General features: G+C 53.7%; 25 protein-coding genes, 2 tRNA genes and 1 pseudogene. 10 read left to right on the forward strand and 18 right to left on the reverse strand.

Annotation, left to right across the window (positions count from 1 at the left end; all coding sequences use genetic code 11):
- The 10 genes and pseudogenes from tssL to tssH form a co-directional block, all read right to left on the reverse strand.
- Positions 1-1,305, reverse strand: coding sequence for a type VI secretion system protein TssL, long form (tssL, locus tag ACLJPE_RS20810; RefSeq protein ID WP_039514490.1), 1,305 nt, complete (start codon positions 1,303-1,305; stop codon positions 1-3).
- Positions 1,302-2,645, reverse strand: coding sequence for a type VI secretion system baseplate subunit TssK (gene tssK / locus ACLJPE_RS20815; RefSeq protein ID WP_000118727.1), 1,344 nt, complete (start codon positions 2,643-2,645; stop codon positions 1,302-1,304). Before tssK ends, tssL begins: the two co-directional genes overlap by 4 nt.
- 3 nt (positions 2,646-2,648) lie before the next feature.
- Positions 2,649-3,185, reverse strand: a complete 537-nt coding sequence (gene tssJ, locus ACLJPE_RS20820) for a type VI secretion system lipoprotein TssJ (protein ID WP_023263004.1) — start codon at positions 3,183-3,185, stop codon at positions 2,649-2,651.
- 66 nt (positions 3,186-3,251) lie between these two features.
- Positions 3,252-3,737, reverse strand: coding sequence for an Hcp family type VI secretion system effector (locus ACLJPE_RS20825; protein ID WP_000312802.1), 486 nt, complete (start codon positions 3,735-3,737; stop codon positions 3,252-3,254).
- 236 nt (positions 3,738-3,973) lie between these two features.
- Positions 3,974-4,399, reverse strand: coding sequence for an STY0301 family protein (locus tag ACLJPE_RS20830; RefSeq protein WP_001171575.1), 426 nt, complete (start codon positions 4,397-4,399; stop codon positions 3,974-3,976).
- Positions 4,371-4,771 (reverse strand): annotated as a pseudogene (locus tag ACLJPE_RS20835) (BPSL0067 family protein). Before ACLJPE_RS20835 ends, ACLJPE_RS20830 begins: the two are co-directional and overlap by 29 nt.
- A gap of 52 nt (positions 4,772-4,823) precedes the next feature.
- Positions 4,824-6,332 carry a type VI secretion system contractile sheath large subunit gene (gene tssC / locus ACLJPE_RS20840; protein ID WP_000013884.1) on the reverse strand — a complete coding sequence of 503 codons (1,509 nt, stop codon included), beginning with the start codon at positions 6,330-6,332 and terminating at the stop codon, positions 4,824-4,826.
- Positions 6,333-6,355: 23 nt separating this feature from the next.
- Complete coding sequence (tssB, locus tag ACLJPE_RS20845; RefSeq protein ID WP_000996818.1) at positions 6,356-6,898, reverse strand: type VI secretion system contractile sheath small subunit; 543 nt, start codon at positions 6,896-6,898, stop codon at positions 6,356-6,358.
- A gap of 61 nt (positions 6,899-6,959) precedes the next feature.
- Entirely contained in the window at positions 6,960-7,250 is a 291-nt protein-coding gene (locus tag ACLJPE_RS20850) for a hypothetical protein (protein ID WP_000175471.1), read from the reverse strand.
- A gap of 85 nt (positions 7,251-7,335) precedes the next feature.
- Positions 7,336-9,999: a type VI secretion system ATPase TssH gene (gene tssH / locus ACLJPE_RS20855; protein ID WP_000449780.1), complete on the reverse strand. Its 2,664-nt coding sequence runs from the start codon at positions 9,997-9,999 to the stop codon at positions 7,336-7,338.
- Between the two features lie 367 nt (positions 10,000-10,366).
- On the opposite strand from tssH, the gene tagK reads away from it, so the two are divergent.
- From tagK to ACLJPE_RS20885, 6 genes are read left to right on the forward strand one after another with little or no spacing between them, the layout of a single operon-like run.
- Entirely contained in the window at positions 10,367-11,269 is a 903-nt protein-coding gene (gene tagK, locus ACLJPE_RS20860) for a type VI secretion system-associated protein TagK (RefSeq protein ID WP_001524811.1), read from the forward strand.
- Entirely contained in the window at positions 11,256-12,080 is an 825-nt protein-coding gene (locus tag ACLJPE_RS20865; protein WP_001642663.1) for a type VI secretion system accessory protein TagJ, read from the forward strand. The genes tagK and ACLJPE_RS20865 overlap by 14 nt, the downstream gene beginning before the upstream one ends.
- On the forward strand, positions 12,077-12,571 hold the full coding sequence (gene tssE / locus ACLJPE_RS20870; protein WP_000108008.1) for a type VI secretion system baseplate subunit TssE: 495 nt from the start codon (positions 12,077-12,079) through the stop codon (positions 12,569-12,571). The genes ACLJPE_RS20865 and tssE overlap by 4 nt, the downstream gene beginning before the upstream one ends.
- A 15-nt stretch (positions 12,572-12,586) precedes the next feature.
- A complete protein-coding gene (tssF, locus tag ACLJPE_RS20875; protein WP_039514494.1) occupies positions 12,587-14,470 on the forward strand; it encodes a type VI secretion system baseplate subunit TssF in 1,884 nt (627 codons plus the stop codon).
- Positions 14,467-15,462: a type VI secretion system baseplate subunit TssG gene (gene tssG / locus ACLJPE_RS20880; RefSeq protein ID WP_023262999.1), complete on the forward strand. Its 996-nt coding sequence runs from the start codon at positions 14,467-14,469 to the stop codon at positions 15,460-15,462. Before tssF ends, tssG begins: the two co-directional genes overlap by 4 nt.
- Before the next feature lie 10 nt (positions 15,463-15,472).
- Positions 15,473-16,522, forward strand: coding sequence for an ImpA family type VI secretion system protein (locus tag ACLJPE_RS20885; protein WP_000367618.1), 1,050 nt, complete (start codon positions 15,473-15,475; stop codon positions 16,520-16,522).
- Between the two features lie 320 nt (positions 16,523-16,842).
- On the opposite strand, the gene ACLJPE_RS20890 is transcribed toward ACLJPE_RS20885, so the two are convergent.
- Positions 16,843-16,919 (reverse strand) — tRNA-Asp (locus ACLJPE_RS20890).
- Between the two features lie 133 nt (positions 16,920-17,052).
- Positions 17,053-17,784, reverse strand: coding sequence for a DNA polymerase III subunit epsilon (gene dnaQ, locus ACLJPE_RS20895; RefSeq protein ID WP_001562201.1), 732 nt, complete (start codon positions 17,782-17,784; stop codon positions 17,053-17,055).
- A 63-nt stretch (positions 17,785-17,847) separates the two neighbouring features.
- Between dnaQ and rnhA the strand changes: the two genes are divergently transcribed.
- On the forward strand, positions 17,848-18,315 hold the full coding sequence (gene rnhA / locus ACLJPE_RS20900) for a ribonuclease HI (protein ID WP_000917872.1): 468 nt from the start codon (positions 17,848-17,850) through the stop codon (positions 18,313-18,315).
- Here rnhA and ACLJPE_RS20905 read toward each other — a convergent pair.
- The gene (locus ACLJPE_RS20905) at positions 18,312-19,034 is read right to left on the reverse strand and encodes a class I SAM-dependent methyltransferase (protein WP_000801238.1); all 723 of its coding nucleotides are present in this window, start codon (positions 19,032-19,034) and stop codon (positions 18,312-18,314) included. The genes rnhA and ACLJPE_RS20905 overlap by 4 nt on opposite strands.
- Before the next feature lie 34 nt (positions 19,035-19,068).
- Between ACLJPE_RS20905 and gloB the strand changes: the two genes are divergently transcribed.
- Together gloB and mltD are read left to right on the forward strand one after the other, a co-directional pair.
- Positions 19,069-19,824, forward strand: coding sequence for a hydroxyacylglutathione hydrolase (gene gloB / locus ACLJPE_RS20910; RefSeq protein ID WP_039514496.1), 756 nt, complete (start codon positions 19,069-19,071; stop codon positions 19,822-19,824).
- A gap of 71 nt (positions 19,825-19,895) precedes the next feature.
- The gene (gene mltD / locus ACLJPE_RS20915; RefSeq protein ID WP_000644706.1) at positions 19,896-21,263 is read left to right on the forward strand and encodes a murein transglycosylase D; all 1,368 of its coding nucleotides are present in this window, start codon (positions 19,896-19,898) and stop codon (positions 21,261-21,263) included.
- Between the two features lie 55 nt (positions 21,264-21,318).
- On the opposite strand, the gene ACLJPE_RS20920 is transcribed toward mltD, so the two are convergent.
- The 3 genes from ACLJPE_RS20920 to ACLJPE_RS20930 form a co-directional block, all read right to left on the reverse strand.
- Complete coding sequence (locus ACLJPE_RS20920; RefSeq protein ID WP_000207221.1) at positions 21,319-22,089, reverse strand: class I SAM-dependent methyltransferase; 771 nt, start codon at positions 22,087-22,089, stop codon at positions 21,319-21,321.
- A gap of 77 nt (positions 22,090-22,166) precedes the next feature.
- Complete coding sequence (locus tag ACLJPE_RS20925; protein ID WP_001230970.1) at positions 22,167-22,967, reverse strand: endonuclease/exonuclease/phosphatase family protein; 801 nt, start codon at positions 22,965-22,967, stop codon at positions 22,167-22,169.
- Between the two features lie 131 nt (positions 22,968-23,098).
- On the reverse strand, positions 23,099-24,274 hold the full coding sequence (locus tag ACLJPE_RS20930) for an MFS transporter (RefSeq protein WP_024155100.1): 1,176 nt from the start codon (positions 24,272-24,274) through the stop codon (positions 23,099-23,101).
- 104 nt (positions 24,275-24,378) lie between these two features.
- Between ACLJPE_RS20930 and yafC the strand changes: the two genes are divergently transcribed.
- A complete protein-coding gene (gene yafC / locus ACLJPE_RS20935; RefSeq protein ID WP_000648532.1) occupies positions 24,379-25,350 on the forward strand; it encodes a DNA-binding transcriptional regulator YafC in 972 nt (323 codons plus the stop codon).
- Here the strand turns inward: yafC and dkgB are convergent.
- Both dkgB and ACLJPE_RS20945 read right to left on the reverse strand, forming a co-directional pair.
- A complete protein-coding gene (gene dkgB / locus ACLJPE_RS20940) occupies positions 25,316-26,119 on the reverse strand; it encodes a 2,5-didehydrogluconate reductase DkgB (protein WP_000154887.1) in 804 nt (267 codons plus the stop codon). The two genes, yafC and dkgB, sit on opposite strands and share 35 nt — an antisense overlap.
- A gap of 164 nt (positions 26,120-26,283) precedes the next feature.
- Positions 26,284-26,360 (reverse strand) — tRNA-Asp (locus ACLJPE_RS20945).
- Positions 26,361-26,620 lie beyond the last annotated feature (260 nt).

Consider the following 26,620-nt stretch of genomic DNA (forward strand, 5'->3'; position numbering starts at 1 on the left):
TCACTCCACTACCAGAATTTCCACCCGACGGTTTTTCGCCCGCCCGGCTTTACTGCCGTTATCCGCCACCGGCACCGTATCGCCCTTGCCGACGATATGTACCCGTCCGGCAGGTACGCCGCCGGAGGTCAGCAACGCCGCAACTTCCGCCGCCCGTTTTTCCGACAGCACCAGGTTGGATGGGAATTCAGCCGAATGAATGGGCTGGCTGTCAGTGTGACCCGTTACAGTGACTGCGCCGCCCACGCGGGCGATTTCCCGCGCCGCTTTGTTAATCACTGGCCGGATTGCGTCACTCACCGTTTTTTGTCCCGGTACAAACATGGCGTCGCCACGGAAGACCACCCTACTGTGCTGGTCATCTTCGTCCACGGTCAGCAGGCCACGGGCGATTTCGTTTGCCAGCAGGATTTTCAGCCGCAGCTTATGAACCGGCACGGGCGGCGGCGGCAGTTTTATACCAATCGCATCAATATGCTGTTGTACGGTGACGGTCTGCACATCCATCCGGTGGCTGTAAAGGCCAAACAGCGTCAGCATCGCCAACAGGGCTATCCCGGCGCTCAGCCAGACCGGCACCCGGCGCATCCGTCGCAGTCGTCCGCTTATCGCCCCCTGAAAGTCAGGCGAGAGCGCGGGCATGACCGGATCGCGACGCTGTGAAAGCTGTGTCAGCAATTGCTGGCGAATATTGTCCAGTTGCTTACGCCCGTCTGGCTGCACGCTGTAGCGGCCTTCAAATCCCAACCCTAGCAGGTGGTAGATAACCTCCAGTACGTTGCCATGCTCCTGGAAGCTGGCCGCCAAACGCCCGATGATCTGGAAAAGTTTTATCCCGCCTTCGCTTTCACCATGAAATGTTACCAGCAGGCTTTTTCCGGCCCAGACGCCGCGCCGTCCCCAGGTTGTGTTATTGGCGGCTTCATCAAGCGCCGTACACAGGCAGTAACGTACCGCCAGTACGTGCTCGCGCCGCAGGTTCGCCTGATCGCATAATGTCTGGTACAGATGCATCTCGCGTACCAGCAAATTACGGTAAGGCTCTACCAGGGCCGCATCCAGCTTAGCGGGCATGGCTGCGAGAGCGCACAATAAAGGCTGGGCAGCGGCGAGCAACGGGTTAGCCGCCGCGCTGATTTCAGCCAGCCGGAGTTTGCTGTCCGGACCGTCTTCAACGATGACATTGAGTTCCGTGCGCTGGCTGGTGTGTACCGGCGTTTCATATTCACTGTTCTTATGTTCCGGCGTGGTGGACAAAAAGGACATCATGTCCGCCGCTGGCGGCGTCAGGGTACTGTCTGTCATTTATCGCGCACTCCCCACAGTTCTGTCTCCAGCCCCGGAAATTCCCCGGCGGTATGCATGGCCATCCCGCCGTAACGGGCAATGTGTTCCCACAATGCTCCCTCGCGGCGGATGTCGTAATAGATGTATCCGGCCTGAAACGGGATTTGGCGCGGTGGTACAGGCAGAACCTGCAAAGCCAGCCCCGGCAGATGCGAGCGGATCAGTTCCGGCAGGCGATCGGATGGCCCAATTTTGGTCTGGGCGGCAAAATGTTGCAGTAGCACATCGGTCGGCATTGAAGCCTTTATCGCCAGTACCAGCGTGCTGAAATCGGCAAGATCGGAAGGAGCCACCACCGCATTCAGGATGCCGTAAGTCCCCTCTTTCAGCTCGATGCGCTGCGCGCCCCGGATCAGTACTGCATTCAGCAGGAACTGCACCTCATCGACCAGTGATTTCAACCCGGCATAGGGCGTCAGGTGTTTGTACTCTTTGTATTCAGCGGGCCGTCGCGTTTGTGGACGCACATAGGTGGAGAGTTCCCCGGCCAGTTCGGACAGGTAGCGATACAACACTTCCGGGGCCAGCGGGGTTTTCGCCAGGTGAATCAACAGCGGCTCAAAGCGATTGAGAATTTGCAGCAGCAGGTAATCGGAGACCTCTGCTGCTTCATGGCCGTGGTTGTCGCTGCCGGTCAGCCGTTCCGCCAGCGAATCGGCCCGCATCCGGATGAGATCGTTGATCCACGACAGCCAGGTACACATCAGTGAACTGGCCTGATAATTAATGATGGGCGGGATCAGGTCGTGGTCGATATCTATCCGCCCGTCAGGATTCAGCCCGATGATGCGGGTCAGCGGCAGGCCAATCCAGGCGCCCGTCACCGCCTTTTCCGGCAGCAGCCGCAGGCGCAGGTGACTGAGCTGTAATAGCTGCGCGCCACGTCCCAGCGAGTTGGCGTCGCGGATGTCGTGTTCATGTACCGAGAAACGCGCCAATGATTCCGGGTTATTGTCAAACGTAGTTTCTTCGCTGTTCGGCGCGCGTACCGGTACCGCCAGACAAATCTGCTGGTTCAGGTGCTCCGGCAGAATGGTCAGTGGCGGCGGCAGCGGGGTGTGGTCCGGTGCGTTAAACGGCGTGCCGTCAGGAAAAATCCCTGATGCCTCTTTCAGTATCAGTTTACCGATGTTCAGCGCTTCGCCATCAATATTGTAGTGGCTGAATCCCCAGAAAAAGGGGGTCAGCGGCAGGCTGCGGTAATGCATGACGTGTTCCAGATAACGCTCTTGCTGCTGAAACATCTGCGGCAGTAAAAATTGTCCTTCACTCCAGACTACGCGGTCATTCCAGCTCATAATTCATTTATCCCGTTCCGTAATTACAATAGCGCTTTGTTCCAGTTCCGCATCCAACTGCACTTTTCCTTTCCCCGGTATGAAGTTGCTGTACCAGGCTTTTCCCGGGGCTTCCGGGATTTTGTAGGTTACCCGCCAGACCGATTTGGCCAGGTTACGGTATCCGGCCAGTACGCCGATTGCCGTGGTCTGCGCATTCAGCGGGCGACGCAGTTTTTTCTCTTCGCCGGGACGCAAAATAAAGCTGTCGCGACGCACTAAATCGTCGGTAAGGACGGATTTGTCGTTGTCATGGAGCGACCAGTAATCGGCTGTCGTGAAAGCGGCGTCATTTTTCAGTTCATAAACACGTATCTCAATGGGCGCGGCCTTCTTCTGATTGTCAGGATTCACCTTATCGGAGGCTTTCACGCTCAGGTCGAGTCGCTGTGATTCGAGGTCAGGTAACGCATCGCTACTGCCGCATCCGGAAAGCAGGAGCAGTGCAAAAGGCATAGCTACCGCACATAACCGCCGAGTGGGGTTACGCCATTTATTCACTGTAAATTCCTTTAAAATCAAAACAATAAATCCGGCCAGATATAAATCTGGCCGGAAAAACAACCGTTAAATTTCTTTGTTGGCCTTGAAGTCGTAGCCTGCGGTGATAGTGCCGCCGCTGCCGCCCTGCTGGTTCTGCACCACGTATTCCTGTTTCACGGTGCTGAAAGAAAGCTCGACCGTTTCACGGGAGGCGATTTCACCATCGTGGCTGCCGCTCGGGGAAACCACGGCGACAATCAGGTCGGTGAAGGTATACTTGAGGTACTCCAGCGGATTGCCGCCAGCCTTACGCATAACAAGAATGGCCTGCGGAATGTGCTTGCCGGAGGCGCAGTATTTGAACAGGTTCGGGCTGGCGCGGTCGATATAGTGATCAAAATCCAGGTTGGTGACGGAGACCTTACCGGAGCCGAGGCCGCTACCGGCGTGCATGGTGGATTCCTGATGGATATTCCAGCGCCAGCTCAGTACTTCAATTTCATTTTTGTGTTTGTCATCCATCGACTCACCGTCGATGCCGTCAATTTTCAGAAAAATGTCATAAGCCATTTTTATATCCTTATTAAGTTTTACTTAAAATAAACCTGGTTTATCCTGATAATTTGCGCAGAAATAAACCGTTGCCGTACAGAATCCCCTTCCCCGTAATTTCAGGAGAACAGAAGGCTGTCTTTTTCCGCTGCCAATATTATTGAAGTATTTACTTCACGAATAAATCTTAAACATTAACAGGCATCTTTTATGCGTATTCTGGCATCAGAGTATTCATATAAAGATTATATATTTTATTTACAAATCAATTTCGCCGGTAAGACATCCGGGCTCCAGCATGTCGCGACCGTTCCCTGAACTTTTCTGGCAAGCAGAACAGCCCACTGTCCATAACTACACGAGAACCAGATCCCCCGGCGATTATCCTCCGGGTCTATCTCCCACAGGTGCCCCTTTTTCCCATCAACGACTGCATCTTCACCTTTCAGATCTGCCTGCTCTTTGGGATCGCCAGACGAAAGAAAACCACCATCATTCAACATACGCGCTGCACGGGATGAGACATTCCATCCTTCCGCTGAGGAAATTATTGGAGCCTGAGAAAAATGAATAACCGCAGGGCAGACAATCTCATCGGCATGAACAACTATTACCGGAAGTAACCACAGAATGCCCCCGACAATACAGGTGCTATTCAACGATAAAATAGGCTTCTGCATTATTACTCATCCTTATATAAGTCCCGTCACTACGAACACTTCCATTATGCAACTTTCTTATATAACGTTTGGACACACGGGGTTTTGCGATATCATCTTTCCATTGATCCATCACCCATATCCCGCCAGCATCTTGCCCCAAAAAAATGCAGCATGGTTGCCACTATTGTGGTTCGGATATCGCCCATTCACAAAAGTAGCGATAACTGTCCCGACTTCAATGTTTTTGTTTCCAAATACTGCGGCCCCTTGCTGCCATGTACTCGCTTGTCCTACTCGTATATAGTGTTGAATAAGTTCAACACACTGATGGTGGTTTCCTACCTTTTCTGTATCCTGTAAAGCCTTTGCATTAGCATAAACATATGGCATATATTCTCTTAATATCCTCTGATATCATTTATACATTCACAAAATAAATGCATCAGGCATTGCCCTGCTTCACTGACGGCAGTTTTGTCACCAGGCGCAGCGATCCCGTCAGCCCTTCAAGCTGGAAATGCGGACGCAGGAAGAATTTCGCGTCGTAATAACCTGGATTGCCTTCCACCTCTTCCACCACTACTTCAGCGGCAGCCAGCGGACGACGGGCTTTAGTTTCTTGCGAGGAGTTCACCGGATCGGCGTCGACGTAATTCATAATCCATTCATTTAGCCAGCGCTGCATATCCTCACGCTCTTTAAAGGAACCGATTTTGTCGCGGACGATACATTTGAGGAAGTGAGCGAAGCGCGAGCAGGCGAACAGGTACGGCAGACGGGCAGACAGGTTAGCGTTGGCCGTCGCGTCCGGATCGTAGTATTCCTGTGGTTTTTGCAGCGACTGTGCGCCGATAAAGGCGGCATAGTCTGAGTTTTTACGGTGGATCAACGGGATAAAACCGTTTTTCGCCAGTTCAGCCTCGCGGCGGTCAGAGATGGCGATTTCGGTCGGGCATTTCATGTCCACGCCGCCATCGTCAGTCGGGAAGGTATGGCAGGGAAGATTTTCCACCGCACCGCCTGATTCCACACCGCGAATCAACGTACACCAGCCGTAGTGTTTGAAGGAACGGTTGATGTTTACGCCCATCGCGTAGGCCGCGTTGCTCCAGACGTATTTGGTATGGTCAGAACCATCCGCATCTTCTTCAAAATCAAACTCGTCCACCGGGTTGGTTTTTGCGCCATACGGCAGGCGGGCAAGAAAACGCGGCATCGTCAGGCCAATATAACGGGAGTCTTCGCTGGCCCGCAGCGAGTTCCACGGCGCATATTCCAGGTTCTGGGTGACGATTTTGGTCAGGTCGCGGGGATTCGCGAGTTCCTGCCAGGAGTCCATTTGCAGTACCGAGGGGGAAGCCCCGGCAATAAACGGCGCATGGGCCGACGCGGCGACTTTGGCGATAGAGCCGAGCAGATCCACATCGGGCGGTGTATGGTCGAAGTAGTAATCCGCAATGATACAGCCATAAGGTTCGCCACCTAACTGGCCGTATTCGGCTTCATACAGTTTCTTGAACATCGGGCTTTGATCCCAGGCGATGCCCTTGTAACGCTTCATGTTGCGCCGCAATTCATCTTTTGACAGATTCATGAAGCGGATTTTCAGCTTTTCGTCGGTCTCGGTGTTGTAAACCAGATGCTCCATACCGCGCCACGAGGATTCCAGCTTCTGCCAGTCGGGATGTTGCAGAATCAGTTTGATCTGTTCGGTCAGTTTAAAGTCGATCTGCGCAATAATAGCGCTGATGCTTTTATAGGCGTCATCGCTGACGGTGATCGTGTTCGCCAGCGCCTGTTGCGCCAGCGTCTGCACCGCGGCTTCCACGGCTTTTGCCGCCTGGGTAGTCTTGGGTCGGAAGGCCTGATTCAGCAACGCATCAAATTCACCGGATGCGGAGACGGTATCCTGAGCAACCGCGTCGGTTGCCTGCATATTACTGTTTGCCATGAAAATTCCTTAAAAATTCGACATTATTCCGCTGATTCATTATCCGCTGACACACCTTGCTGGGTAGCGGCCGATTTCGGCGCATTCGCCAGCGTTTTCAGCAGGGTCGGGTCCTGCAACAGTTTATTGACCAGATTTTCCGCCCCGGCCTTGCCATCCATGTAGGTCTGGAGGTTCGCCAGTTGGGTGCGGGCTTCCAGTAACTGGTTCAGGGCGTCCACCTTGCGGGCAATCTGTGCCGGCGAAAAGTCGTCCATATTTTCCAGAGTGATATCGACCATCAACTGACCTTCACCCGTCAGCGTATTCGGCACAGCGAACGCCACGCGCGGCGCAATGGCTTTCATGCGCTCATTGAAGTTATCAATATCAATATCGAGGAATTTGCGATCCGTCACCGGCGGCAGTTCTTCCCGCGGTTTCCCGGCCAGATCGGCCAGCACCGCCATCACGAACGGCAGCTCGATTTTTTTCTCGGAACCGTAAATCTCTACGTCATATTCAATCTGCACGCGCGGCGCGCGGTTGCGCGCGATGAATTTCTGCGCGCTATTGTTGATAGCCATACTCTTTCATTTCCTTATCAATCTACCGACGACCGCCCGGATAGCGGTGCAACGGCACAGTTTAAAAATCATACTCAGAGAGTTTTTTTATAATCTCTTTGTTTTCTTTGTACTTTTCCCGTAACCCAGGAAGTGCTTTTTTCGCCGGAGGGCACCAGGTATTAATGCCCTTTTCTATGTCTTTTTTATCCTCTTCCGGTAAAGAACTGTCCCATTCGCCGGCCAGATGCTGGCACATCTCTGCATTGCTCAGAAAATGCTGCACATCCTGTGGTAAAGGCGGTTCGCCATGAACACTGAAAGCGAACATCATTAGCAAAGGAGTCAATAACGCCGGGTAACGTAATGTCATATTTAATGCCCATCAATTGACCAGTGGGGTTTATCTGTATTTCCGCCGACAAACTTAGTCACGCCATAAACCCACTGCGCACCACTTAACTCTTTTGGCATATTCCCTCCTGCGAGGTTGTCTCAAAAACAATCTGCTCATCACCATTAACGCCGATATCAATCTGCCTGATAGCGGCTTTTTCCGTCATGGCCTGCAACCAGTAGCGCGACAGTCGTGGCAGGATGTGCTGTTCGATGTAGCCAATCAGCAACCGCGCGCCCGTTTCATGCATTGGACAGCACGCCACAATATGTGCGACCAGTTCCTCGCTATACGTCAGCGTCACGCCGTGCTGTTCACCCATCCGCGCCACCAGCCGGTCAAGGTGCAGACGGGCAATCACGCCACGCGACGTTTCATCCAGCGGCAGGTAAGGGATCACCGTCACGCGGCCCAGAAATGCCGCCGGGAAATGCTTGCGCAATTCCGGCATTAGCGCCTCTTTAAGCCCCGTAGCATCGGGCATTAAGGCCGGATCTTCACACATCTGGCTGATGAGGTCGGAACCCACGTTGGTGGTGAGTAGTAGCGTGGTGTTTTTGAAATCGACATGTGTTCCCTCACCGTCCTCCATGCCCCCTTTATCAAACACCTGATAGAAGAGTTCGTGGACGTCATGGTGCGCTTTTTCGATCTCGTCGAGCAGCACTACGCTCCAGGGGTGGCGACGCACCGCTTCCGTCAGCACACCACCCTCGCCATAGCCCACATAGCCGGGCGGCGCGCCTTTCAGTGTGGAAACGGTGTGAGCCTCCTGGAACTCGCTCATATTGATGGTTACCAGGTTTTGCTCACCGCCGTAGATAGCCTCCGCCAGCGCCAGCGCGGTTTCGGTTTTACCGACACCGGACGGCCCGGCCAGCATAAACACGCCCACCGGTTTGCGTGGATCGCCCAGTCCCGCCCTGGCGGTCTGAATACGTTCACCAATCTGCGCCAGCGCGCCGTCTTGCCCGGTAACGCGTTGCGCCAGTCGGGCAGGCAGTTCCAGCACCTGGCTGGCCTCATCTTTCACCATGCGCCCGGCAGGAATACCGGTCCAGTCGGCGACAATCGCCGCGACCACCGCCGCGCTGACTTCCGGGAACACCACCGGCGCGTCACCCTGCCACTCCCTTAGCGCCGTTTCGGCCTGTTGCAGCGTGGTTTTGTCATCAGCATCAGACTCTGCGAGACGCAGTTTCTGCAACGTATGTACCAGTTCCAGCTCCCGCTGCCAGCGGGATTCGGATGCAGTCAGTTCATCGTTGAGCGAGAAAATTCGCGCCGTCAGCGCATCGCGCCGCTCATCTGACTGAATCCCCATTTTTTCCTGCTTCTGCAACAGCGACCGTTCCATTTCCGCCGCTTTTAGCTGCTGGCGCAGGAACTGTACGCTGGCAGGCGGCGTGTGCAGCGTCAGCGCCACGCGGGCCGCGGCGGTATCCAGCAGGCTGATGGCCTTATCCGGCAACTGCCGGGCGGGAATATAGCGGTGAGAAAGCTGTACCGCCGCACGTACCGCCTCATCCAGAATCAGTACGTTATGGTGTTTTTCCAGCGTATCCACCAGACCACGCACCATTTCCATTGCGGGGATTTCTTCCGGTTCGGCAATCTGCAACACCTGAAAACGCCGGGTCAGCGCCGGATCTTTCTCAATATGGCGCTTGTATTCGCTCCAGGTGGTGGCGCCGATAGTCCGCAGGGTGCCGCGCGCCAGCGCCGGTTTCAGCAGGTTAGCGGCATCGCCCGTGCCGGATGCGCCGCCCGCGCCCACCAGAGTGTGAACTTCATCAACAAACAGAATAACCGGCTGCGGCGAGCGCCCGGCCTCTTCCAGTAACCCTTTCAGACGCGATTCAAACTCGCCTTTCATGCTGGCTCCGGCCAACAGAGCGCCAACGTCCAGCGCCAGCAGCCGTACTTCCCGCAGCGCGGGCGGCACTTCCCCCTGCGCAATCGCCAGGGCAAAACCTTCGACGACCGCCGTTTTCCCGACGCCCGCCTCACCAGTCAGTAGTGGATTATTCTGGCGACGGCGCAGCAGAATATCCGTCATGGTGCGGATTTCATGCTCACGCCCCGTCACCGGGTCGATTTTGCCGTCGCGCGCCTGTGCCGTCATGTCCTGACAGTATTTTGCCAGCGCGGATTTACCGTCCTGCCCGCCGTTGGGAATCGCCTGACTGCTTTCACCGGGAATGGCTGATGCCAGGCCGGAGCCGTCGTAAGGGCGCTCCTGCGCTTCCGGCGATGTTTCGATCAACGAGGGCAGTATTTCAGTCAGTTCATCAACCGGAAGCGTGGCCAGCGGCGCGCAGATACTGCTCAGTACCCGACGCAGTTCTGGCGTGGTCAACAAGGCCAGCAGCAACCAGCCGCTGCGAATTTTGTTATCGCCGTAACGGACGCTCGCCAGCATCCAGGCCTTTTCAACGCTGAGATCGATATGGTGAGAAAAATCACTAATGGCGCTGGCCCCGGCGGGCAGCATATCCAGTTGCCGGAGTAACGCTTTCTCCACATCAGAAAGAGGGATCTGGTAATGCCGAAGAACGTGGAGAATATCGTTATCGGGCTGCTGTGTTAACTGGTGCAGCCAGTGAGTCAGCTCAACCCAGGGATTAGAGCGTAGTTTGCAAAATGCCGTTGCCGATTCCAGCGACCGGAATAGTGGGCCGGCCAGTTTTCCATACAACGCACTGCGTGAAACAGGAGTTTCCATGTGTTATGCCTTGTGACATAAAAATTCATAAAAATAATGCATCAATGCATATAAATATATAAACAATTCTTTATTGATAGCCTCGAAAAAATATCGAAACAAAACAATGATACAGATCAGGGACTAATTAGCAACCAAGCTGTTAATATTAAATAATCAATGAACAGCAAGATAAAAATCGCAATTGCAGAATTAAAAGAAATAATATTTCAAAAAAGACATCTATGCATACAACAATGCATTCACGACGAAAATAATAAAAAGGGTGTCATCAATAATGACTCCCTATGAATTTAGTTAAAATTATTTATGAATTAAAACTCCCTAAACGTTTCCTCCAGAAAAATAAATACATTTAAGGGACATAATGAAACAAGACATGTGGGAATTACGGAAAATACAGTCGCAGGGTATAACGGATAACGCACAGTATCCCGCAGGGACATACATCGTATTTACTGCCGCCGCCCCCTACATTCCGCTTTTTGAGCAACATGGGAAAGACGATATCGCGCTCAGTCTTGTTCGCCACGAAGAGGCGTGGTGGATTGTTAATCACTCTGATGAACTGTGCTGTGCCGTCAATGAGCAGGTGATGGAACCTCATCACCGTATGCGGCTGAATGATGGAGATACGATTGAATGGGGTCTGTCATCCTGGTGCCTTGCCCGCACCAATGATGAGTCCCGTCCCGATGTTTCGTTTCCTCAGTTGGTTCAGTCATCTGAATCCGTTGCTGAGTACCTGGATCTGGACTGGTTTAAACAACAACAGCTCAATCCGCAGAACCCGTTCGATATTATTCCCGTCCGGGAAACCGCGTCCTCTTACACCGGCCATGAAGCGGATAGCACGCTACACCAGCTTTACCAGGAATATCAGCAGGCATTGCGGCCCTCCGGGCAGGAAAAGCCCCTCCGTCCTAAACCGTTTCCCCGAAATGAAGACGCTGTCACCCAGGATTTGACGTCGTTATACGATAAAAAGGGCGACACCGACACGTTACAGGATATGGTGGCAGGCGCGCCCGGTATTGATGCCATTCTGGATACGCTGGACACGACCGGTGAGGGTGAAATGCACTGGCTGGCGATGGAATCAATGCCCGATATCCTGCAACTGCTCTCGCCGGAACAGGCGGGGAAAACCGCACATAGCGAGATACTGCCCGATCTGACCCGCCGCGAGCATCGTATTATTGGCATCGACAGCCACTACCGAATCACTCCGACACAGAAAAATGGAAATACCGCCCATGAAAAAAACTGACACGCTTCCTGCTACCCTGTCCGCGCTGCTACAGGAATACTCTATTGCAGAGGGAATTCAGATGGCGGAGCAGCAGGTTCGGGAAAATCCGGCGAAAGCGCTCTGCCGCCACAGCCTGTTTCAGTTGCTGTGTGTGGCCGGAGACTGGTCGCGGGCGCTACACCAACTTCAGCTATGCGCCAGGATGGAGGCTAATTATACCCAGGAGGCCCGGCTGTACCGGGAGCTGGTTCGCTGCGAAATGTTCCGCCGCACCGTTTTTCAGGGTGAACAACGACCCGGTTTCCTTCTGCCGCAGCCCGTTTGGGTGGAGTCACTGCTGGCGGCACTCGCCTGTCATGACGATACCGGTGAGGTTGATAAACACCGTAATACCGCACTGGAAGCCATAACAGACACGGGCGGGCAGTGGAACGGCGGCGCGTTTGACTGGGCGAGCGACAGCGATTCCCGCCTTGGCCCGGTACTTGAGCTGGTCACCGGCGGCGTGTATATCTGGCTACCGTTTTCGCAAATACGCTCGCTGGAATCGCCGCAGCCGACGCGCCTGACCGATCTGCTGTGGAAACCCATTAATATCACCCTGATGAATGGCGATACGCACGGTGCCTGGCTCTTTACCCGTTACAGCGGTTCGGAAAGTGCATCTGACGCCCTGCGTCTGTGCCGGGAAACCGCCTGGCAGGACGGTCCCGGCGAAACCACCGTGCGGGCGCTGGGGCAGAAAGTCTGGCTGACCAGCCACGGCGATATCAGCCTGCTGGACATGGCCCATTGTACCTTTCATGCTCAGGAAAACGATGGCGCATGAGCACGTCTCGTTTTACACCCGCTAACCACCTGCTGCCCACCCTATTTGATCGGCTGTGTGACAATGCTCCGTATCAGAAAATTGACCGGGATATCAGCGTCACGCCGGTACAACTGAAGGAGATCATTCGTCGGGATCTCTCCTTTTTGCTCAATACCATTAGCCACGAGGGTGACATCGACGCCCGGCGCTATCCGCAGGCGGCGGCGTCAGTGCTCAACTATGGCCTGCCGCCGCTGGCGGGCAGCTTTATGTATGAGCATAAGTGGGACGATATCAGCGAGGCGATCCGGCGCGCCATTATTCGTTTCGAACCCCGGCTGAACGCCGCCACACTCAGGGTCACGCCATTGCTCGATAAAACCCGGCAGGGTAGCTATAACACGCTACAGTTTGAAATTCGCGGACAAATTCTGACGCAGCCGTATCCCACGGAGTTTATGGTACGCAGCGCGCTGGATATGGAACTGAGCCGCATTACGTTCTTTTAATACAGGGCATTATTCATGGATCCACGGCTACTGGAGTATTACAACCGCGAACTGAGCTACCTGCGGGAGACCGGTGCTGAGTTCGCCACCCTCCATCCCAAAATTGCCGCCCGACTGGGGATGCAGGGAAGCGATATTGCCGACCCGTATGTGGAACGCATGATCGAGGCGTTCAGCTTTCTGAGCGCCCGTACTCAGCTAAAAATTGACGCCGAGTTTCCCCGCTTCACACAGCGGTTACTGGAAGTCGTCAGCCCCAATTACGTCACCCCCACGCCATCGATGGCAGTGGTAAAGCTGTATCCCGATACGCAGGAAGGCGACCTGGCGAAAGGGGTCACCGTGCCGCGCGATACCGCGTTCGTTTCCCCTATCCCGGAAGGCGAAAATACCGCCTGCCAGTTTCGCAGCAGCCAGGACGTCACGCTGTGGCCGCTGTCCATCGAGGAGGTACGCCTGACCGCCGCGCCACCGGATATGCCCGCCCTGCACCGCTATCTGCCGCCTAATATTCATGTCGCCGGGGCATTGCGCATCACCCTGCGAACCTTCGGGGAACTGACTTTCAGCGAGCTGGCCGGTCCGGCACGGCTGCCCTTTTACCTCTGCGGCGAAGAACGCATTGCGTCACACCTGTTTGAGCTGCTGCATACCAGCGCCGTCGCCACACTGGCCGGTGAACCCGGTCACTTTGACGGCGAACTGAATGTGAATCTTCAACACCCGGTGGCGCACGAAGGGCTGGAGCCAGGGCAGGGGCTGCTGCCGCTCGCCTGGAACGTGTTTCACGGCCATAATCTGCTCCATGAATTTTTCGCCTGTCCGGAACGGTTTTACTTCTTCACCCCGACCGGATTGTCTGCCGGGTTACAAAAGGTGCAGGGCAATGTGGCGGAAATTGTCATACTGCTTAACCGCCTGCCGCCGGACTGGCTGATTCATCAGACGGACGCTGCACAGTTCAGCCTGTTCTGTACGCCGGTGATCAACCTGTTTCCCCGCACCACCACCCGGATTGAAGTTACTCACAGCGTGACGGAACAGCATCTGGTGGTGGATCGTACCCGTCCGCTGGATTACGAGGTGTTTTCTGTTCAGGAAGTCGAAGGCCTGGAAGCGGAAACCACACGGAAGATGATTTTTCGTCCGCTGTATCACACCCGTAATAATGACGAAGGCAACCACGGGCGTTATTTTTCACTGCGTCGTGAGCCGCGCCGCTCATCAGAAAACGCCCGCCGCTATGGCACCCGAACCCCCTATACCGGCTCGGAAGTCTTCCTGTCGCTGGTTGATCAGCATGAAGCGCCCTACCCGGAAAATCTGCGCCATATCACCGTCACGGCAATGGTGACTAACCGCGATCTGCCCTGCCTTATTCCACGTAATGGCCGGGATGATCTGACCGTAGATGCGGCGATTCCGGTGGCGGGCGTGGGTCTTATCAGACCGCCGCGCCCGCCGCAGCCGCCGCTGGCTGAACGCGAAATGGCCTGGCGGCTGATCCGGCAGTTGTCGTTTAATTATCTGCCGCTGGCCGATCTGGATCACCGTACCGGCGGTCAGGCGCTGCGCGATCTGCTGAATCTGTTTATTCCGGCTCACGACAGCCCGCAGTCGCGCCAGGTGCGCAGCCTGATTGGCTGCAAAACCACCCCGGTGACCCGCCGCCTGCCCGGCTCCGGTCTGTTGGTCTATGGCCGGGGCGTCAGTTGCGAACTGACCGTGGACGAAGAAGGATTTTCCGGTATCAGTCCTTACCTGTTCGGTCTGGTGCTGGAACACTATATTGCCCGCCATGTTTCCATTAATACCTTCTCACAGATGGCGCTGCACTCGATGCAACGCGGGCATGTCATGACCTGGCCGGTAAGAACCGGGCAACGGGGGAGCGTATGACCGGCGCTCTCGACCAGGCGCAGAAAACCCCATGGCGTTACGGATTCCTGAACCTGATGCGGCGCGTGGATGCCCAGCTCTGTGATACTCCGGCAGGCAGTATCTGGCAGCCACGGATGGAAAAATTCCGTCTGGGACAGACGCCGACGATGACCTTTGCGCCACGGGAAATCGCCCAGGTCAGCTGGCAGGATGGACGCCTGCACCTGAGCCTGTACAGCCTCGGACTGTGGGGGCCAAACGGCCCGTTGCCGCTGCACTATACCGAGCTGGCGCTAAATCGCTCAGAGAGCCGTCACGATCCGACGCTGGTTCATTTTTCCAATATTTTTCACCACCGCTGGCTGACGCAGTTCTGGCAGGCATGGCGCAGCGCCCAGTCCGCTGGTGGCGGGCTGGACAAACCGGAACACGACCGTTTTGCGTTTTATATCGCCAGTCTCAGCGGGCAGGATCTACGGGAAAGTGCCGAAAGCCCGCTGTCGGATCATGTTCGCCTGGCAGCCTCCGCTCATCTGGTACGCGAATCGCGTAATCCTGACGGGCTGGCCGCCACGCTGGCACACTATTTCAGCGTACCTTTTGCGGTGAAAGAATTCGCCCTGCACTGGATAACGGTGGCGAACGATGAAATCACCCGTCTGGGCACGCCCGCGCAGTCTTCGGTGCTGGGCAACGGGGCGCTTATCGGCCAGGCCGTACCGGATATGCAGTACAAATTCCGGCTAATTATCGGCCCGCTCACGCTGGAGGATTACCTGCGTTTTCTGCCCGGCGGCAACAATCTGCCCGTGCTGACAGAACTGGTGCGTACGTTCATCGGTTTTGAATATTGCTGGGAAATTGAGCTGCAGTTGAAGCCTCATGCCGCACCGCCTGCGGTGATCGGCGGCACGCAGCGGCTTGGCTGGACGGCCTGGGCAGGTAAAGCCATGCATGACCGTCCGGTGACCGGCATGATTTTTGAACCTGAACACGGCTTAACCCACTGAGAGTAATGATATGGACATGTCCCTGACTAAACCGGTAAGCGCGGAACAACCCTGCGGCCCCGATCCGGAGTACGATCCGGAATACCTGCTGCTGTTCAGCCGCGCCGCCCCCCAGGCGGAGGCGCAATATGGTGATTTTGTCAGTACGCCGGAAGCCGTGAACTGGCCGGAAATTGAGCGTGATGCGCGCCGTCTGCTCACGCGCAGTAAGGATATCCGGGTGTTGATCCTGCTGCTGCGCAGTCGCATCCAGCAGGCTGGCGCACAGGGACTGGCGGAAATGCTCACACAACTGGCAGAACTGAGCGTAATCTGGTCTGATGCACTCCATCCACAGCTGCTTACCGGCGAAGGCGCATCCGCAGAATCTATTGAAGATGCGGCGCTGGCGCGCAGTAATGCCCTGGCGGCGCTGCTGGATCACGAAGGCGTGATGGCAGACATTCGCGGTATCACGCTGTCAAACAGTGCCGCCCTGCGCCTGCAGGTACGGGATGTCGAGCGCGCGTTATCCGCTCCCCGCCCGGCTGATGCGCTGGCCCCCGAATCCGTCCGCCAGCAACTGGCCGACCTCGAAGCCCGTGGGGCATTACCGCTGGCGGCGTTTCGCGAAGCGCAGGAAAGCGCAGAACGCCTGCAAGTGTGGGCGCGTGAGACATTAGGCGATCTGGCTCCAGATTTTTCACGCCTGCGGCAGTTGTTGGCGCTGCTGCCTGACGTGGTACAGACAACCACGCCGGAAATCCCTCCGTCGCCAGCGCCAGACCCCGCAGGCACGGTTATGGTTAATGCCGTTCCGGCACGGGCAGAGGATGTGCCGCCTGTCAACACGCCCCCCGGTATATCCCTCCCACACAATGCTGAACCGGGGCCAATTCGCGATCGTAATGATGCGCTGGAACGCCTGCGGTGCATTCGTCGCTGGTTTGAGAGCAGTGAACCCAGCAGCCCGACCATCCCACTGTTACGCCAGGCTGAAAGACTGGTGGGAAAACGGTTCTCGGAGGTGATCAATGAAATCCCGGTGGAGTTGCTGGAGAAGTGGGATGCCCTGGAATGATGATACGCATGTCTGGCGGTTGTCCGTGATTATCTGAGTGACATCAACATTACGCAGTCTGCTTCTGCGCTGAACATGTCCCGATCCCGGTTAAGCACCGCCATGAGGCCGCGCCTTAAATGTCAGTGGGACAAAATAACCATAACAGTGAAAGAAGTGGCGGTAATATCCTGTTCGTCATCCAGGCGTAGGCCCATTTGCGTCAGATTCCACGATAGACGGAGGAACTTCTTGAAGACGAAAAAAAAACCGTATCCCTTTTACAGCGATACGGTTTTTTTACTTCACAGGATGTATAAAAACATCCTGTGATTTGTATCTGGCGGAACGGACGGGACTCGAACCCGCGACCCCCTGCGTGACAGGCAGGTATTCTAACCAACTGAACTACCGCTCCGTTATGTTCCCGCTGGGAACGAGGCGAATATTACGGTTTGCGGTGTCGCCCGTCAACGCTTTTTCTCACCTTTTGAATCAGTTGCTGCAAAAATCGCCCGAAGGATGATTTTTATAGCCTAAAAAGGAATAAATTACGCCCGCCAAAGGCAACTTCCGCCCTTTTTCTGCACCAGATCAAGCCGCGATTCATGCGCAGCCAGCTCTTCATCAGAGGCAAAAACGACCCGTAACCGGCTGGCCTGGCGAACGATTCGCTGAATGGTCTCTTCACCTTGCTGCCGTTGCGTCTCTCCTTCCATCGCAAACGTCATGGACGTTTGCCCGCCCGTCATCGCCAGATACACTTCAGCAAGGATCTGGGCATCGAGCAATGCGCCGTGCAAAGTACGTTTGCTATTATCTATCTCATAACGCGAACACAGCGCATCAAGGCTGTTACGCTTGCCGGGGAACATTTTCCGCGCCAACGCCAGGCTGTCGGTAACTTTGCAGAAAGTATTGGTTTTAGGAATATCGCGTTTAAGCAGACCAAACTCATAATCCATAAAGCCGATATCGAACGATGCGTTATGGATGACCAGCTCCGCGCCGCGGATATAATCGAGAAACTCATCGACCACATCAGCAAAAACCGGCTTATCCAGCAGGAACTCATCGGCGATGCCGTGTACGCCAAACGCTTCCGGATCCACCAGCCGATCCGGCTTCAGGTAAACGTGGAAGTTATTACCGGTCAGACGACGGTTTATCACCTCAACCGCACCGATCTCAATAATCTTGTGACCTTCATAGTGCGCGCCTATCTGGTTCATACCGGTGGTTTCGGTATCGAGGACAATCTGTCGTGTAATTGCAGTGCTCATATCGGTCATTTATGTCAGACTTGCGTTTTGTTATCGATTTCAATTACAGGAAGTCTACCAGAGATGCTTAAACAGGTAGAAATTTTCACCGATGGCTCTTGCCTGGGGAATCCAGGGCCTGGTGGTTATGGCGCTATCTTACGCTATCGCGGTCATGAAAAAACGTTTAGTGAAGGTTACACGCTGACCACCAATAACCGTATGGAACTGATGGCGGCGATCGTCGCGCTTGAAGCGTTAAAAGAACATTGCGAAGTGACATTGAGCACCGACAGCCAATATGTGCGGCAAGGAATTACCCAATGGATTCATAACTGGAAGAAACGCGGCTGGAAAACAGCGGAAAAGAAACCCGTAAAAAATGTCGATCTCTGGAAACGTCTCGATGCTGCGTTAGGTCAGCATCAGATCAAATGGGTATGGGTCAAAGGCCATGCAGGCCATCCCGAAAACGAGCGTTGTGATGAACTGGCGCGCGCCGCGGCAATGAATCCCACGCAGGAAGATAGTGGCTACCAGGCGGAAGCTTAGCCATCCGGTTTGCGATATTGCCGGGTGGCGCCAACGGTCTGGCGGATAGGGGTTTTACTTTTATTATGTCGCAGCGGATTAAGCGTAAGCGGGATGGTCCGCTTACGGGCCACAATAAGCTGTAAACAGCCCAGCGCCGGGATATGCGTATTTAATAGCCGCCCTCCCTGCTTTTTCCAGGGTAAGACATGAAAACGGCTATAATGTAGCACTTCAAAATTGAGTAAAGACAGCCAGTCCAGTTGCCGCATAAGGGTAAACATCCGACTATTATAGGGCGGTGTTTTACGTAAAACGGGTACCAGTTTACGTAACCCCATCAAACTCAGCGGGTTAAATCCACTGATGACCAGCCAACCGTCATCAATCAATACGCGGTCGGCTTCCCGCAATAAACGGTGCGGGTCGGTACACCACGGCAAAGTATGCGCCAGCAGACAAACATCGACGGATTTATCTGCAAAAGGAAGGTGTAGCGGATCGGCCAGAACCTGCATCGGCGACCCCTGCGACGAAACATTCACCTGATGGGAGACCGCGCACGCTTCGGAATTGATTTCTGCGCTTAAATTACCGATTTTAAGCAAATGGAAACCATACATTTTTGCAAACCACGGATTTAGCTGCTGTTCCAGCGCCTCACGGTAGTAATTGCCCCAGGGCAACTCACCCCAACATCCGGGCGCAACGACAGTTTGAGAGAGCCTTGCCGGTTTCATCGCAACCTTCCGCTAATTATTTGAGAGGTAATATATGAATCTTAACAGTATTCCCGCGTTTCAGGACAATTACATCTGGGTGCTGACCAATGATGAAGGCCGCTGTGTGATTGTTGATCCCGGCGAAGCGGCACCCGTCTTAAAGGCCATTGCTGAACATAAGTGGATGCCGGAGGCGATTTTTCTGACGCATCACCATCACGACCATGTTGGCGGAGTCAAGGAGCTGTTGCAACACTTCCCGCAAATGACGGTTTATGGACCGGCGGAAACGCAAGACAAGGGAGCAACCCATCTTGTTGGCGATGGCGATACTATTCGCGTTTTAGGCGAGAAATTTACTCTTTTTGCCACGCCGGGCCACACGTTAGGACACGTCTGTTACTTTAGCCCCCCTTACTTATTCTGCGGCGACACGCTGTTTTCTGGTGGCTGTGGTCGACTGTTTGAAGGCACGCCATCACAGATGTATCAGTCACTTATGAAAATTAACTCTCTGCCTGACGACACGCTCATTTGCTGTGCTCACGAATACACTTTAGCTAACATTAAGTTCGCATTGAGCATACTTCCGCACGATTCGTTCATAAATGAATATTATCGTAAAGTTAAAGAGTTACGTGTAAAAAAACAAATGACATTACCCGTTATTCTTAAAAATGAGCGTAAGATTAATCTTTTTTTAAGAACTGAAGATATTGATTTAATTAACGAAATAAACAAAGAAACAATATTGCAACAACCAGAAGCGCGTTTTGCATGGTTAAGGTCAAAGAAAGACACGTTCTGATAATTCTTACTTGTCATTCGCTAACTTCGCCGTTATGATCGGTCGTCTTTTAAGCAACTATTGACACACACATGAAGGCAAAAGCGATATTACTCGCCTCTGTCCTGCTTGTGGGGTGCCAGACGTCTCAGAACACTGGCAACGTCCAACAGCACGCACAGAGCCTTTCTGCAGCTGGTCAAGGGGAAGCAGGAAAGTTTACGAGTCAGGCACGATGGATGGACGACGGAACGTCTATCGCGCCAGATCAGGACTTGTGGGCTTTCATTGGCGACGAGCTAAAGATGGGAATTCCGGAAAACAGCCGGATTCGCGAACAGAAACAGAAGTATTTACGCAATAAGAGCTATCTCCACGATGTAACTTTACGGGCAGAGCCGTATATGTACTGGATAGCGGGGCAGGTTAAGAAACGTAACATGCCTATGGAGCTGGTACTACTACCCATAGTGGAGAGCGCTTTTGATCCTCACGCAACGTCTGGCGCCAATGCCGCAGGCATCTGGCAGATCATACCGAGCACAGGGCGCAATTATGGTTTAAAGCAGACCCGTAATTATGACGCGCGTCGCGATGTTGTAGCCTCTACGACCGCCGCGTTAGACATGATGCAGCGTCTGAACAAAATGTTTGACGGCGACTGGCTGTTAACCGTTGCAGCGTATAACAGCGGCGAAGGCCGTGTTATGCGGGCAATTAAAGCAAACAAAGCGCGTGGAAAACCGACGGATTTCTGGTCGCTTTCTTTGCCCAGAGAAACAAAACTCTACGTACCTAAGATGCTGGCATTGAGTGAAATTCTCAAAAACAGCAAACGCTACGGCGTACGTCTGCCAACAACAGATGAAAGCCGAGCGCTGGCACGAGTTCGTTTAAACAGTCCAGTTGAAATGGCCCAGGTTGCGGATATGGCGGGCATGTCTATCAGCAAGCTGAAGACGTTTAATGCCGGTGTAAAAGGGTCTACCTTAGGCGTAAGCGGTCCGCAATATGTTATGGTGCCCAAAAAGCATGCCGAGCAGTTGCGTGAGTCGCTGGCTTCCGGTGAGATTGACGCCGTTCAGTCCCAACTGATCGCCGACAATACGCCGTTGAATAGCCGTAGCTATAAGGTGCGCTCTGGCGATACGCTTTCCGGTATTGCTTCGCGGCTTGGCGTAAGCACGAAGGACTTGCAGCAGTGGAACAACCTGCGTGGTTCGCGCCTGAAAATCGGGCAAAGCCTGACCGTAGGTGCTGGCAGCAGCGCGCAACGACTGGCAAACAATAGCGATAGCATTACCTATCGTGTCCGTAAAGGCGATTCGCTTTCCAGTATCGCCAGACGTCACGGGGTGAATATCAAAGATGTAATGCGCTGGAACCATGATACGGATAATCTACAACCGGGCGATCAGCTTACGTTGTTTGTGAAGGACAATAGCACGCCAGACTCCTGATATTGTCCGACGAAAAAGCCAAAAGGCGCCGCTTCCCCCGGCGCCTTTTAAATTGCTATACCGCTTTATGCGCTTCCAGCATGATAGTATCGCTGCTAAACGAGCCGTCATCCTGCAACTCAAAATAACGCTTCACCTCTACCGGGGCACTCGCCTGATATAATCGAATCGCTTCAACCAACGGCGCTGGCGTACGCATCCGCGTTACCCATGAGCGAAACTCCAGCGATAAACGATCGGTTATCACGGTATTCGTTACCAGCATCGCGTTATTGACCATCGCCAGCCATTCGCCACTGGAATAGTTACGGACATGCGACGTGTCGCGTAACGCCTCCACCGTTTGCAGCCAGATATCGCGTACAGGATGTCCAGGCGACATGACATCCATGATAATCAGCACGCCGCCGGGTTTTAATACACGATAAACCTCACGCAATGCCTGACCAACGTCGTGCCAGTGATGCGCGGAATAGCGGCTAATCACCACCTCAAACGATGCATCTTCAAAGGGCAGTTTTTCGGCATAGCCTTGCCGGAGAGTAATATTACTTAAATGTCTTTCTTCCGCCGCTCCAGCGACAACCTCAAGCATGCTGGCGGATAAATCGTATGCCACGACCGAGTTGGCATGTTGCGCAGCGACAAAACTCGCGTGTCCAGCCCCACATCCCATATCCAGTACGTTCGCGTGGGAAAAATCAGACAACCTTTGCGCCAGCCGCGCTAAGTCACGACCCGCTGCGTGAACGGCGCTATGTAAATAGGCGTTCGCCTGTGAACCAAACTGCTTTTCAACATTGTCATGGTGGGAATGCGTTGTCATGGTAGTGCCCTTCTGTTATGAGAAAAATAGAGGGCAGCACCCGCAGAGGCCTGCCCCACGGCAGACCTGACGCACCTTTATTGCTCAGGTTTGCCGGGACTGAATTCAACGAGTAGCGGATTGTGATCGGAAGCGCGCGTCACCAGTACGGAGGCTTCATTCACGTTTAACCCACGATAAAAAACAAAATCCAGCGGTCGTCCAAACGCACGACGGCGCTGATCGTCAGTGAAACGCACCTGGCGCAGCGACATCTCACGTGCAAAGCGGTACAACGCATTCATACGTGGACGGCTCCAGGCATTAAAATCACCCGCCATAATGACAGGGCCGCTATGGTGCGCAATCTGGTCGCCGATCGGAAGTAACTGCTTACTGTATACGTCCACGCCCAGACTAAAATTTACCGCATGAACATTTACTACCATTAATAAACGGGTATCCGGCAAGGGATATACCGTCACCAGGGCTGATTTCGCCAAACGTAAAATCGGTTCTCTTTCCCGTAAAGGGCAGCAGTAAACAGGATGGGCGGCAGAAAGCGTCATGACGCCAGACGGATGCTGAGGTAATACAAAAGCGGGAACCTGATCGGCGGCAAGATAGTTAGCGGTGGCAAACTGTACCAGTTCAGGCGTCGTCTGCGCCTCCTGCAACAGGACCAGATGCGCATCTTTGCCGTAGTTCTTCAGCACCGATAACCATTCGGCTCGCTGCTGCTTGAATATATTCCACACGAGGATACGGATCCGCTCTTCACTGCTTAGCGGTTCCCCGGCGGGCAATGCCTGGCCGATGCTCGCAAACGACCCGGGCGGCAAAATCCGCTCGGCGGGCTGTCCGGCAACATAGCGCATCGCATAGGTGTTTTTTCGCACTTTTGACTTTCAAACCTCTGTAACGTCAACCAGTCCTCAACCGGACTGGTTCTTCTGTTATAGGGATTTTAGCACTCACTTTCAACGAACAATTGCAGTTTGTTTTGTAAGTAGGCGCTTACATCAATAATTTACTCCAGAGCAATGCGTACAGGTTTATCAAGACGTCCGCTGACACCCATCAGCAGGAAAGCCACCAGAACAATGAGGGCGCCAATCCACGGCGTCTGCGCCAAACCGTAATGCGCCACCGTTTGCCCGCCAATCACGGAGCCCAGCGCAATACCAATGTTAAACGCCGCAATGTTCAGACCTGACGCCACATCTACCGCATTAGGCGTGAATTGTTCCGCTTTCTGTACCACGTAGACCTGCAACCCCGGTACGTTACCGAAGGCAAAGATCCCCATCACCAGAATGGTAGCCAGCGCGGCATACTGTGTGGAGGCCGTCACCTGGAAGACCATCAGCAGAACAAACAGCGCGGCGAAAATGAATTTCAGCGCCGGCACGGCACCATGCTTATCCGCCAGTTTACCGCCCCAGATATTGCCGATAGCCACTGATACGCCATACCCCAGTAAGATCCAGCTTACCGCTGCCGGGGAGAATCCCGCCAGATCCTGCATCATCGGCGCCAGAAAGGTGAATGCCGTGAATACCCCGCCGTAGCCCAGCGCCGTAACGGCGTAAATCAGCAACAGACGAGGATGAGTCAGTACTTTCACCTGGTCACGAATGCTGGCGGCCGCCCGACCGGGAATATTGGCCGGGATCAACAATTGACTACTCATCAGCGCAATCACGCCTAACAGTGATACCGCAAGGAAGGTCTCACGCCAGCCAAAATGCTGACCGATAAATGTGCCCAGCGGAACGCCTGTGACCAGCGCTACCGTTAAACCACCAAACATAATAGCGATCGCAGAAGCCGCTTTCTCTTTTGGCACCAGACTTGTCGCGATGGTAGAGCCAATCGAGAAGAACACGCCGTGCGCCAGGCCCGTCAGCAGACGGGCGACGATTAATGTCATATAGCCCGGCGCCTGCCATGCCAGCAAATTCCCCACCGCAAACAAGACCATCAGCGCAACCAGTAACTGCTTACGCGGCAGGCGTCCGGTCAGAGCGGTCAGCACCGGCGCGCCAATAGCCACCCCCAGCGCATAGATTGAAACCAGCATTCCGGCGGAAGGTAACGAGACAGCCAGTTGTTGTGCAATGGTCGGCACCAGGCCGACAATCACAAACTCAGTCGTACCGATAGCGAAGGCACTTATTGTCAGTGCAAATAAAGCGAGAGGCATACATAACTCCATAACAACAGTAATCAGATGACACGCAGTATGCCTGGATGTTTTAATGACAAAAATAGCCAAAATATCAATTTAATTTTGCTGCAGGAGCAAAAATGAAAGCCACCTCCGAAGAACTCGCAATTTTTGTCGCTGTCGTGGAAAGCGGCAGCTTCAGCCGGGCGGCAGAGCAGCTTGGACAGGCCAATTCCGCTGTCAGCCGGGCAGTTAAAAAGCTGGAGATGAAGCTCGGCGTCAGTCTGCTTAATCGTACGACACGACAGCTGAGCCTGACTGAAGAAGGAGAGCGATATTTCAGGCGCGTGCAGCAGATACTGCAAGAAATGGCCGCCGCAGAAACGGAAATCATGGAGTCGCGTAATACCCCGCGCGGCTTACTGCGTATCGATGCGGCAACGCCGGTAATGCTGCATTTCCTAATGCCGCTGATTAAACCTTTTCGTGAACGGTATCCGGAAATAACGTTGTCTCTTGTCTCCTCAGAAACGTTCATCAATCTTATTGAACGAAAAGTGGATGTTGCGATACGCGCAGGCACGTTGACAGATTCAAGTCTGCGCGCACGCCCGTTATTTACCAGTTATCGTAAGATTATCGCTTCACCGGATTATATTGCCCGTTTTGGCAAGCCAGAGACCGTTGAAGAGTTAAAACGGCATCTGTGCCTGGGGTTCTCAGAACCTGTTTCGCTCAATACCTGGCCGATTGCCTGTAGAGATGGGCAGCTCCATGAAGTCGAATGTGGGATTTCTTCCAACAGCGGGGAAACGTTAAAACAGCTTTGCCTGAACGGTAACGGCATTGCATGTCTTTCAGATTATATGATTGATAAAGAGATCGCGCGGGGAGAATTGGTGGAACTGCTGGCCGATAAACGTCTGCCGGTAGAAATGCCTTTCAGCGCCGTTTACTACAGCGATCGCGCCGTCAGCACACGCATTCGGGCATTTATCGACTTTTTGAGCGAATATATAAGAACAGCCCCCGTAGGAGCTGTGAAAGAGGGGGTAAAGGGTACAAAGGGTCAGGCAATTAATCCCACTCAGGGGCCAGACCTTCCGGACTAACCAGGCGGTCGTTGCAATCCAGTGCCGCGATCGCATTTTTATCTTCGGCATCCAGATGCAGTTCCAGTGCCAGCAGGTTGCTTGCCAGGTTTTCACGCCTGGTGGATGAAGGGATCACGGAGTAACCTTCACCCATTGCCCATGCCAGAATAACCTGCGCCGGCGTCGCATTATGTTTAGCCGCAATGCGCGCAATCACTTCATCTTTCAGCGCTTTGCCGTATGCCAGCGTCATATAAGAGGTGATGTGGATACCGTGCGCTTTCGCCCAGTCAACCACCTTACGATTCTGCAGATACGGAGATAGCTCAATCTGGTTGGTGGCGATATTGTCTACGCCCACCGCGGCAATAGCCTTTTCCATCAACGGAATGGTGAAGTTTGAAATGCCAATTTCGCGAGTCAGCCCTTGTTTTTTAGCTTCAAGCAATGCCTGCATAAATTCTTCGACAGACACGGCATCACCCGGAGATGGCCAGTGGATCAGCGTCAGATCGACATAATCGGTACGCAGTTTTTTCAGGCTCTCTTTCAGGCTTGGGATCAGCTTGTCTTTGCTAAGGTTTTCAATCCAGATCTTAGTGGTGATGTACAGCTCATTACGCGGTACGCCGCTCTCAGCAATCGCCTGTCCAACAGCAACTTCATTATCATAGATTTGCGCAGTGTCGACAGCACGGTAGCCCAGTTCAAGCGCCGTTTTCACAGAAGCGATAACCACGTCGTCTTTCAGGCGAAAAGTACCTAAACCGAATGCAGGGATAGTCATAGAATTCCTCTTTTTAATCACTATGTTCGTTAACTGAGGGGATTATGACCTTCAGCGCTTTGTAGAAAAAGAGCGAGAAATGCAGAGGATTTTTGCGAATTGAGCAATAATTAAATGACAGGCAAAGAAAAAGCCCTGAGCTAATGCTCAGGGCTCTTAATAAGTGGCGGAACGGACGGGACTCGAACCCGCGACCCCCTGCGTGACAGGCAGGTATTCTAACCAACTGAACTACCGCTCCACCGAATTTTTTTACAACCACCAGTTTATGACCGGCTTACTGCTTAATTTGATGCCTGGCAGTTTATCAATCACTTCGTGATTCACCCTTCGGGCCGTTGCTTCGCAACGTTCAAAAGCTTTCGCTTTTGTCCTACTCTCTGTCGAGTAGTGAACTGCCCCGAAAGTTAATGCCATACTTCTAATTTGATGCCTGGCAGTTCCCTACTCTCGCATGGGGAGACCCCACACTACCATCGGCGCTACGGCGTTTCACTTCTG

Origin of the sequence: Salmonella sp. SAL04196 (assembly GCF_046550835.1) — a bacterium.
GTDB classification, from domain to species: domain Bacteria; phylum Pseudomonadota; class Gammaproteobacteria; order Enterobacterales; family Enterobacteriaceae; genus Salmonella; species Salmonella enterica.